The sequence below is a fragment of the Komagataeibacter kakiaceti JCM 25156 genome, from assembly GCF_000613305.1.
Genome location: NZ_BAIO01000051.1, coordinates 1 through 10,145, shown reverse-complemented (window position 1 = coordinate 10,145; position 10,145 = coordinate 1). Strand labels below are relative to the sequence as shown.

The window sequence follows — 10,145 nt, the reverse complement described above, 5'->3', positions numbered from 1 at the left end:
TATCATCGATGCCACGAAGAAAGGCACCTGCGTCACAGACGACGTTGAATACCGCGTTTGCCAGATAGTAGACGCTGAACCCACGCGCCTCGTAATAGTTCTCTGGCCGCGGCCGCCTTTCGTTCATTGCCATTATCCCCGCTTGCTGCCACCGACACCCTTAGGAAGCCAAGCATTCGCCAGCGCATCGGCAGAACGAGCCTGCGCGGAAGTCATCGGATCATCCTCGAAAGCCGAGTGCTCGTGCCTCAGCGATGATCTTCTCGCCGTGCATCGCCTGCTTGCGCGACGGCTTCTTCCCGTTGCCAGCCAGTCGCCCGAGGCTGAACGCAAGTGACCGCTGCCATGCCTGAAGGGACTGCGTGTCCTTGGCCCAGGCGGCAAGGTCGAACCAAGTTTGTGACGGGATGGCTGACACGCGCTCGACCTGTTCGGACTCGGCTTCGCTTGCCTGCTCCTCGAGGACGCTGGTCGACTTGCCGGTGTGCGCCTTGTCCCGAGACAGCAGGCCGGCTTCGACATCGGCAGGGATTTCGATCTGCGTGTCACGGAAACGCTCCCAGCAGGCTTCTTTCTTGCACCATTCGGTAACGTTCTGGCCCCCGGGCGGAGCGGTGACATGCGCATGGGCGTGGATGCTCAGCACCTCGATGAAGGCCGCCAGCGGCCCGGCAAGCTCTTGTGCTGACCAGATCGCATCAAGATCGATGCGCTTGGCCGTGTGGTGGGACAGCCAAGCCAGAAGATAGGTCACGATGTTGGCACGGTAACCGCCAAACTTCTGCCGGGACACGATCCGCTCAGACTGTCGGAACAGAATCGCACGCGCCACGCATCGCTCGAAATAGTGTCCGTCCGGTTCGAACGCACCGCGCTGGTCCAGCGCATCCATAAAATCGAGATAGCATTTCTGACCACCGCGGCTGACAATGTGCGGCAGTTGAGACCAGCTGTGCTCGTATTTGGCGAGGTCGGTCTTCGTGATAAGCTGGTTACGCGGGTGGATGAGCTCCCACTTTCGACGTTCGGCCTCGGTGCGGTTCTCCGCCAACGCGTCGTGATACTGTCCGCGCGCTCGCTCGTAGAACCATCGCGACTGCCGCTGCATGCCACCGGACGGCGGCGCCCAGATCGACCGCGACAGCTCTTGCATCCGCCGATGAAACGGATGGTTGGAGGAGAAGTCGGCCATATTGACCTTGTTCTGGTTGTTCGCCGACTGAGAGATTCTCGCGCGATCTCCTCGATGTCGCCGTCGCCCAGAATTTCGGTGATCTTGACCGGCACCTGCAGTTGGCTGGCGTCGACCTTGTCCTTGCGCCACGCCCGGAAGATCGATCCCGTAGTCTGTCCGCCGTTGACGATCTGGAAATCGTCGGCGGACACGAGTTCGGCCGTACCGTCGCCGTGATCCTCTAAGTGAAGACCGGCCGCGGTGACGGAAAGCCCGTTGTTGAACGCCAGAAACATCTGGGGCTCGTCGATGATCGTCTTGCGAATGCCTTGGTTCACCTTGCCCTTCAGCTGGAGAAAGCTGCGCACGTTGCGTTCGAGGAGTCTGGGACCGTGCTGGCGGTACATCTCCACGAGTATGTTGCCGGGAATCATGGTGAGAAGGCAGCGATAGCCGCCGCCCGGCGGTGTTGCGATCACGCAGCGAAGCGTCGCGCCGAGCTTCGGGAAATCGACATGAATCGGCTCGCGACTGGTGCCGGACGACACCGCGCGATGCAGCCGACGCAGATCCCAGAGATGGCTCGACACCTCGATCGAACCAACCATCCGGCTCTCGATCTGGTCGATCGTCGCAAGTCCGTCCGTGATGACGAAGAGGCGAACATGGGTCAGTTCTTCCCGCGCCTCCCAGATCGCCCGGGTCATGTCATACCCAGACAGAGCCTCCTCGCGCTCGCGATGCAAACCGCCTAGCGCCTTTTCGAGATAGGTGCCGATACGCTTGAACGCCGTATCGATGTCGGCCTTCGCAACGGTTCCTGCGACACCGTCGAGACGCGGCAACACAAGGAAAAGGTCGAGACGGTCGTTGTCTTCGGAGAGGAAGTATCCCGAACAGCGGATGCCACGCGCTTCGACCGGACAGCCGATGCCATCGTCGATCTCGCCCGCATCCACCAGATGCTCGAACATCAGTTCGGCGAACGCCTCGGCGCGCAGCGCGCCATCCTCTGCGGCATCGGCACGGGCAATCACATCCTGCAGGATGTTGACCGCATAGGCTTGGAGTTCGTCCGCCTCAGCCACCGACCGCCTCCACCAGTCCGGCGACGTCATCGTCCCCGATCTCGTAGGAGCCAGATCGTCGGCGATGATCGAATAGCCGATGTCGCCGACTCCGGCCGGCAGATTGGCGTCGGTCAGACGCGGAAACTCACCTTCGACGCGAAAATATCGGGCATCGCCGGCCCGCCAGCGGTTGCGGTCGTAGATCGGCGCATGGACGTCAAGATACCCGCCGGCGAGTAGCCGGTCGTCGAGAATGCAGGATGCGGCCGGATCACCAGCGGCCAGCGCGCGCACGCGCTCGACGACCATGGGGAGCGAGTCCCCGTGCGCCATGCTCTCGTCGAGGTTGAGATAGGCGAGCAGAAGGTTTTCGTGGGAGCGCTCGTCGAGCTGCTTCTCGTTCGCGATCCTGAGACGGGCATGGCGCTTGGCGAGGCTTGTCTTGACCTCGATCGCCAGACCCGATCGGATGAAATCCTGATGCGCAGGATCGGGGCCTGTCCAGCATTCGGCGGCAGCAAGAGACCCCAGAATCGGGACGAGCAACCTTTCCATAACAAGCAGTTCGCCAAGCATGCCCCGCTGCCTTTCTTCCGAAAGGCCCTCGACCGGCACCCGCTCGAACAGGCCCTGCCACATACACAGCCGGTCGATCGCGCGACGCAGCGCAAAAGCTATACTTGTCTGAGACGCGACTATGCCTACGAGGTCGGCCGACATCACGGCAAAGATGTCGAGCAAACGCTCGTCTTCCAACATGATGCGGATCAGCGTCCTCGGCTCGGCGTTCACCTCGTGGACCACTCGGACACCGCGACAGGTCGGTATCCTATCTCCTCCGGGCCGGTGCTCGCCGGCGCCTTCGATCAGCAGTCCCGGACGCCGACTGGGCCAGAAGACGCAGGCAAATATATCAGCCGCGGTATTCACGTCGAGCCGAATGCGCTGCGCCCCGGACGGACTCGGAGCCGCTCCGCCAAGCTCGGCCCACGTCGCGAGAAGCGCTTCGGGGCTCAATCGAAGATCCTTTCGAGTTGCTTCACGCTGTTCTCGGCATAGTCGATGAGCGGCGCATCTTCATCGAACGGGAAGCTGATCGCGAACCCCATGATCGGCATCCTGTCAGGCATCGCCGCATCGATTGGGTAGATCAACAGAAGTCCGCGATCCCGGCTTCGCTGTCTGCGGATGAATGGTCCGCTGGCCGTCTTTGGCTCATCCTTCTTAGGGTCCGCCTTCTTCTTCCAAGCGTCGATGGTCTGCTGCATCGCGCACTCTCTGGCCGACTGATCGAGATCGGCGACTTCATCTGCCGGGCTGACAAGTCGGCGGATCGTGATGCGTCCGTCGCCGCTCTTTTCGTAATCACGCTGGGTGAGCATGATGGCATATGGCCCCAGACGGCAGGAAATTTCCGTCCGCCCCCGGCCTGCAAGCACGATGGTCCAAGTCTTCAGCCGACCGTTCGAAACGCGATTGGCGACATATTCGGCCAGTGCCTGAGCGTTGGCCTTCCACGAATCGCGGGATGTCTGCAGCTGTCGAAGAAGCGACGTCACGCGCGATCCTTCGACGTCGTCCCACTGATGACGCCCGGTGCCGGCACTCCGCGGCAGGTCGTTGATAAAATTAGAGAACGCGTCGAAGTTCGCCTTGGTGTGTGCTGCCTCGAACGACACGGTTTCGGAGATGGTGCCGGAGAAGCCGGCCCGGACCCGGGTGCCGGACCGCATCTTGTTCGCGGCGGTGATCAGCAGGCCGTCGGGATGCGCCCTAACGCGGTGGCCGAACTCCAGCGGCGTTTGGCCGTTGTTGAACGCCAGATCGAACTCCTCGCGCAGTTCGGCGGTCGCGGTCGCAATGTGCCGATACCAGCAGATAAGCGTCGGCGAGGTGTACAGCCTGCACAGGTCGGCATAGCGCGGGCGATAGCCGAACCAACGGCCCATCTGCATGAGCGTGTCGTACATCTTGGTGGTACGAATGAAGTAGCTGACCGAAAGACCTTCGAGCGTCAAGCCGCGCGACAGCTTGTCACCGCCGACAGCAATGATCGAAAGGCCGTTCGGATGATCTGCATAGTCGAGCGTGTCCTTCGCGGACCCGTTGATCTGTCGGACCCGAACCCGCTTGGCCGCGTCGAACAGCTGATCGCGGACCGCTGACCATGCGACCGGCTGGAGATCATGATCGGCTAGCAGGGCACGCAACTTGTCCCCCTTGGTTTCGAACTCCTTCTTCCACAACGCCTCCAACTCAACGATGACGGTGCCGCCAGTGCCTGGAAACTCGAGTTGGCGCACGGCATCGACAAGAAACTCGTCGACGAGCCGCGCGACCTTCTCTTGAATGACGACCAGTCGCGTAACGTGGATGAGCATCGAATTGTCGACGTTGACGTCGCCGCGCACCCGTCGCGCCGCACAGACTAGCAGGAAGGCCAATATCGCTTCCTTGAGCGAGGTCGGCAGCTCCGTCACCGAATGGTTTTTCTTGTGGCCAGGCGGGAAAATGGCCACGGCGTCGGTAATAGGCCTGATGATCGGCAGTCCCGTTGCATCGTCGTTCACGCCCGGCCGATCAACGCCGAAGACGCGCTCGGGGCCGATGTAGTTCGAGGGAGCCGGCAGATTGACGATGAAGCTCGCCGGGAACAGGTCCGGGCCAGCATCCCGGTGCGTCGCCTCATGGTGCATGAACACGTTGGCAAAGGGCGTCGCGGTGTAACCGACGTAAGCGCTCTTCTCGAACGTGACGAGCAGCTTGCGGATGAGCATGTTGGTCTTCGTCGGATCGGCATCCTCGTCGATAGTGCCGTCGTCATTGCGATATTCGTTGGTGTTCGCTGACGCGTTGTCGGCCTCGTCGTCGATGACGAGCATGGGCACGTCCCGGACAATCTTGCCGCCGGGCGTCCCGGGATCGTCAGTGCCGCGGACTGACTGCACCCACGCCAGCAGGTTCTCGAGGATACTGACACGTTTCTTGACCACTAGGATGATCGGGTCGCGGCCGCCGGGCACAAGACGCGTGCCGTTGGCGGTGGCCGCCTTGAAGTCCCCGCCGTCCGCGCTGCTGGTCAGGGAATGCGCGACCAAGAACGGCGCGCTCGGCATCTTCCCGGCACCGATGCGCTGATTTTCCTGATCGTCGGCGAGCAGGCTCAGCCGGGTATCGAAGCCGAGAAAGCCTTCGTCGATACGTAGCTGGGTCTGACTCCGGAGGCTGTTGTGGACCCCTGCAAGGACGATGACGAGGGGATAGCCGGCGTCGACTGCCTTGCAGATGAGCGCGGTGTAATTCGAGGTCTTTCCGGACTGGACGTCACCAACGACCAGACCGCGCCGGTCCCAGGCACCAGCCGTCTCCGGATTTCGAAGCCTATCGAGGATGTCGTCGGTCATTCGGTCGAGTTGCACGAGCGGACCGCTTGCCCATCGCTTGCCCCGATCCATCCAGTGCCGATACCGCTCCCAGAACTGGAACGGACGATTTTCCCGCACGCTCTTGATCCAGGCGACGAACTCTTTGTCATCGATGATCGAATAGCCGCCGACCAAGGTGTTATTGCGGGCTTCCAGCTCGCGCAGCAGCCGGGTGCGATCGACAGTCGCATAGGGCGGCATTGCCAAAATGAGGTCGACCGTGCGCTCGAGAGCTTCCTGCGTGATCCGCTGCTCCAGTTCGAGCAGCGCGTTCGCGGCGCCATAAGCGCTGCGAAGCTGTTGTTCTGGTGTTCCTGTCGACATCCTTCCCCCGATTTTGATTCTATTTCTTTCTGCCCGCTGTCTCGCGAGCAACCTTGTCGAGGAACGCCGTCACGATGTCGGGATGGTTGTTGAATGGCTCCATCGCCAGAAGCGTCCGCGCCGCCTCGACCCTGTCGCGGCCTCCCTCGATCAAAGCGTCGAACACTGCTTCATAGCGAGCTGCAGTTCCTTTGCGGCCCCTTCGAACGGCTGCCCGAACGCATCCGGCTTCTCGGCATTATTGATGACAATCAGCGGCGCCGGGATGGTCTGTTCAATGAGGCTAAAGAGCGCCTGCACTGGCGCGCGCTCTTCCGCGCTGTCGAGAACCTTCCGGACCAGCGGATGGTCGCGATTGATTCGATAGAACGACTTTCCGTGCTTCGTTAGATGAGTCCACAGGAACGCTTCCGTGGCACCTAGCTGACGCTGGATGATTTTACCGCGATGCCGGTAGATGCTCGAAGCGCGGTTGCGCGCGGTCCGCGCGATCCGCTGCAAATCGCGACGCAGGGCTGCGGGCGGCCGTGCGCGCGACTTCTTCACGTCGATCTGCCACAGCAGGTCGGCGGAGTTTGGCAGGTCGATGCGGATGCGGGCGAGCTTGAAATGCTCTTCTTTCTGTATGCCGAGGCCAAGCCAGTCACCTGCGACCAGCAGCCTACGATTGCGATAGATGTAGAAGCCTGATGGGCGTTCCATCCCTTCGGGCCAGCAGCCGCCTGGTGCTGGTCGGCGGTGATCCGGCTGTGATGTGGTAGAATATAGGGCTTCACCTCCGCCCGCTGGCCATCCGAGATCAGGGTCTCGGCCGAAAGCGGCTCGGTGAACTTGATGTCCTCGAGGAACGGATCCCATGGTTCGATGGCGCGCCCGTTCATGTGGATCGTGATGGCGCCACAACCGCGCAAGAAGCGGTGAAAGACCATCGCCAGATGCTGCTTCACGGCATCGGCACGCTCCCGGAAATGCTTCTGTGCGGTGTCGTCGTCGGCTGGCGCCGTTCCGACGAGCACATCCAGTCGATCCCAGAAGAGGATCGTGCCGCTCGGATGTCCCTGCAGAAGTTCATGGTCCGCATCGTCGAGCAGGTCCGGACGCTTGAGCAGCCTCCACTCGCCGGTTCCGGTCGATGCGATGTAGTCGAGATCCCAGCGACGCAGCGCCTGATCGAATCCGACGGCCTTCGTCAGGACCGTCAGGCATCGGCACTGCGAGATCGAGGCGGTCTTCATGCCAAGCCGAAGCGCCCGAGATCGTTCTTCGACCGATTGGCCAGCGGACTGTGGCTACCCGGCTTCATCGCCTGCAGCAGCTCGGCCTCCGCCATGCCGCGCCCATCGTCGCGGATGACGATGCGCGATTCCGGCCCGGCCCACTTCATGTCGATCCAGACGTTGCGCGCCTGCGCGCTGATGCTGTTGTCTATAATGTCGGCAAGGGCCGTCGGCAGATCATATCCGAACGCGCGAAGCGATTCGAAAAGCTCAGCCGCGCCGGGGCTGGCGAGATCATAGTCAGCCGACACTGCTCAGCCTCAATACCTCGGCCTCTTCGTCGGCTTCAACGGTGCTAGCATTGAGGATCGTCCAGAGCGCTTCGCCGATCCAGCGTGCGAGCAGCGGCGGCACCGCGTTGCCGACTTGTATGTACTGCTGGGTGCGATTTCCCTTAAAGAAATAGTTGTCCGGAAATGTCTGGAGCCGTGCTGCTTCGCGGACCGATAGGCTGCGGCACTGGAGCGGGTCCGGATGGATGAAATAATGGCCATCCTTCGAGATGTGGCTCGTGACGGTGGTCGAAGGACCGCCTGAGAGCTGGACACGGAATCGGTCGGCGAACTTGCCGGAGTTCCAGTTGTCGTGATTCGGTGCCAGTTCTTCCGGAAAGTCAGCGGCCTTCGGCGATCGGACAGCGACCTCCGCGAACACCGCCGCGAAGAAATACCGCGCGAGATCGCTCGCCATGTGACTGCGCGACGCGTGGTTGGGCAGATTGCGGAGCCGATCGTCGACCAACCATGAACGCAGGTCCGCCGGGCAAGCGGCGGCAATACCCGTCCCAACAGATTCGCGGCCGGGAAGCGCGTTCAGGCCGCGAAAGCGCGAGAGATAGTCCTTTGCCAGCGCCTCGAACCTCTCCTGCAGATCATCGTCGAGGCCGATTTCCATCTCGGCGACGAAAGCCATGGCCGTCTCGACCACGCGCCGCCACTCGGTCTCGTCGTCTGGCCCTCGGCTCAGGCCGCTGCGGAGGCGCGGCATCCCGTCGATGACGTTCCCGACAGTCGCCTTTAGCGTGTGCCGCGTCATCAGGTCGGCGAGCGAATTGTCCGGCAGGCCTTCGGCAAGATCGGCGCGCAGTCCGACCACGATGACGCGGTGACGCGCCTGCGGAACTCCAAAATCCTCGGCGCGGACGATGAAATCCGATGCCCGGGGTTCGAACGGCGTGAGGTCGAATTGCCGGCGCGAGCGCGGATCAAGCGCGATCAGCTTGTAGCGCGTCGCACCGGGTCGTTCTCCTCGGAGATCGCGCAGCACCTGATCAAAGATGCGGTTCTGGCCGTCTACCGACGACGACAGCATGCCCTTCACATTTTCCATGACGAAGGCGGCAGGACGCAGACGGTCGAGGATGCGGATGTATTCCCGGTAGAGGAAGTGTTTCTCGTCCTTGCTTGCGATGTAGTCCTTCTTGCCCTGATTGCGGGCGCGCCCAACGAGCGAATAGGCCTGACATGGCGGCCCGCCGATCAGGATAGTATTGCCCTCGCTCTCGGCACGGATCGCGTCGAGCCGCGCATTCAGGCGGATCTCGGGATTCTCTTGGCCCAGCTCCATCAGCCATGCCTCGTCGACCGCCGCAGCCCACTGCACTGGGTGGGTCTCCGACCAGTCTGGTTCGTCACCGCCATCGTTTATGAAAGTGTAGTATGCGTCGGGAAGGGCGTCGGGGAACTGCCGCAGAAAGCTTCTGAGACGAAGCGTTGAATGTGCTGACGGTTCTTTCTCGATCGACAAGGAGATGTGGAAAGCGCGCTTGCCATCGCCCGCTTGAACGCTTGAAAATCCTTCGGCGAGCCCCCCCGGACCCGCAAAAATATCAACGACAGAATATGTTGGCAAGAATCGTGCGCTCTCGGTTCCTGTTGTATATATTGTAGAGAATAACAGGTTCAGATGGGAATGATAGAGCGAAGTCCATGGCGGATGTAGTTGATCCGGCAACAAGATCGCGAATGATGGCAGGCATCCGATGCAGGAACACGTCTCCGGAGCTGGTGCTGCGCAGGAAGCTCCATGCCGCAGGACTTCGATATCGACTGCATGGTTCGAAGGTGCCCGGCAGGCCGGACATCGTACTCGCAGGCAGAGGGATCGCGATATTTGTTCACGGCTGCTTCTGGCATCGGCATGATGGCTGCCACTGGTGTTCGACACCGTCATCGAACGCTGGCTTCTGGTCCAGCAAGTTCGAGCGCAACATCGCACGGGATAGACAGGTTCTGGAGACGCTACTGGCCGAGGGCTGGCGCGTCGCCGTGGTCTGGGAGTGCGGACTGCGCCCGGCCCACGTCGATCGCACCGTCAAGGCGCTGCTGGACTGGATGAAGGATCCTACGTTATCGCCATGTTTTGAGAGCGATCTCGTCAGACCGCGCTGCAGCGCCGCACGCTAATACATATTCTATATGTCCCTGATTCATTCCCGTTTTTCACTCAGGATATGTAACATATGATAGTTTCGACTTAGCGCCAACTCTAGCCGACCGGCTCCAGAAGCAGCCGATCGTCCGCGCATTCGAGCTACACCAGTTCTGGCATCCATCCGCCGACCATTTCGCGTGCTGTCACCGATGGCACACTCATTCGAATTACCCGCGGACTCTATCAGCGGGTCGATGGCGAACCATCGGCCGAACAGTCTGCTCGCCGAATCATTGAAGCTAGTGCCAAAGGGGTGATAGCCCTGACATCGGCGCTCGCCGTCCACGTGGTGACCGACCAGATGCCGAGAAAGGTCTGGGTGGTGATCAATCCGCGCGATTGTCTGCTGGGTCAGGCATCATGCCGTTCCGCAACGGGCGCCACGTCCAGCCTTGCCTCGTCGTCCAGAGTTTTCCCTCTGGCGAGCCTGCGTCCCACCGCC

General features: G+C 61.4%; 9 protein-coding genes and 1 pseudogene. 2 read left to right on the top strand and 8 right to left on the bottom strand.

The window, feature by feature from the left end:
- Positions 1-220: 220 nt before the first annotated feature.
- From JCM25156_RS32005 to JCM25156_RS05410, 8 genes and pseudogenes are all read right to left on the bottom strand, one after another.
- Positions 221-1,192 (bottom strand): AIPR family protein, encoded by a 972-nt coding sequence (locus JCM25156_RS32005; RefSeq protein ID WP_277909356.1) that lies wholly within the window; start codon positions 1,190-1,192, stop codon positions 221-223.
- Between the two features lie 65 nt (positions 1,193-1,257).
- A pseudogene (locus JCM25156_RS27070) lies at positions 1,258-3,261 on the bottom strand (AIPR family protein); the annotation flags it as partial.
- Positions 3,258-5,993 carry a Z1 domain-containing protein gene (locus JCM25156_RS05420; RefSeq protein ID WP_025812393.1) on the bottom strand — a complete coding sequence of 912 codons (2,736 nt, stop codon included), beginning with the start codon at positions 5,991-5,993 and terminating at the stop codon, positions 3,258-3,260. The pseudogene JCM25156_RS27070 and the gene JCM25156_RS05420, both read right to left, overlap by 4 nt.
- Before the next feature lie 19 nt (positions 5,994-6,012).
- Positions 6,013-6,159 carry a hypothetical protein gene (locus JCM25156_RS29810; RefSeq protein WP_199898823.1) on the bottom strand — a complete coding sequence of 49 codons (147 nt, stop codon included), beginning with the start codon at positions 6,157-6,159 and terminating at the stop codon, positions 6,013-6,015.
- The gene (locus tag JCM25156_RS29805) at positions 6,144-6,539 is read right to left on the bottom strand and encodes a hypothetical protein (protein ID WP_199898822.1); all 396 of its coding nucleotides are present in this window, start codon (positions 6,537-6,539) and stop codon (positions 6,144-6,146) included. The genes JCM25156_RS29810 and JCM25156_RS29805 overlap by 16 nt, the downstream gene beginning before the upstream one ends.
- Positions 6,536-7,228: a hypothetical protein gene (locus tag JCM25156_RS29800; protein WP_199898821.1), complete on the bottom strand. Its 693-nt coding sequence runs from the start codon at positions 7,226-7,228 to the stop codon at positions 6,536-6,538. The genes JCM25156_RS29805 and JCM25156_RS29800 overlap by 4 nt, the downstream gene beginning before the upstream one ends.
- On the bottom strand, positions 7,225-7,521 hold the full coding sequence (locus JCM25156_RS29795; RefSeq protein WP_199898820.1) for an ATP-binding protein: 297 nt from the start codon (positions 7,519-7,521) through the stop codon (positions 7,225-7,227). Before JCM25156_RS29795 ends, JCM25156_RS29800 begins: the two co-directional genes overlap by 4 nt.
- Positions 7,511-8,836, bottom strand: coding sequence for a DNA cytosine methyltransferase (locus JCM25156_RS05410; protein ID WP_242402495.1), 1,326 nt, complete (start codon positions 8,834-8,836; stop codon positions 7,511-7,513). The genes JCM25156_RS29795 and JCM25156_RS05410 overlap by 11 nt, the downstream gene beginning before the upstream one ends.
- 362 nt (positions 8,837-9,198) lie before the next feature.
- Here JCM25156_RS05410 and JCM25156_RS05405 point away from each other — a divergent pair, with 362 nt between their 5' ends.
- Both JCM25156_RS05405 and JCM25156_RS32580 read left to right on the top strand, forming a co-directional pair.
- Positions 9,199-9,675 (top strand): very short patch repair endonuclease, encoded by a 477-nt coding sequence (locus JCM25156_RS05405; RefSeq protein WP_025812391.1) that lies wholly within the window; start codon positions 9,199-9,201, stop codon positions 9,673-9,675.
- A gap of 143 nt (positions 9,676-9,818) precedes the next feature.
- Positions 9,819-10,145 (top strand): type IV toxin-antitoxin system AbiEi family antitoxin domain-containing protein (locus JCM25156_RS32580; protein WP_407637109.1); only part of this gene is annotated, 327 nt, incomplete at its 3' end.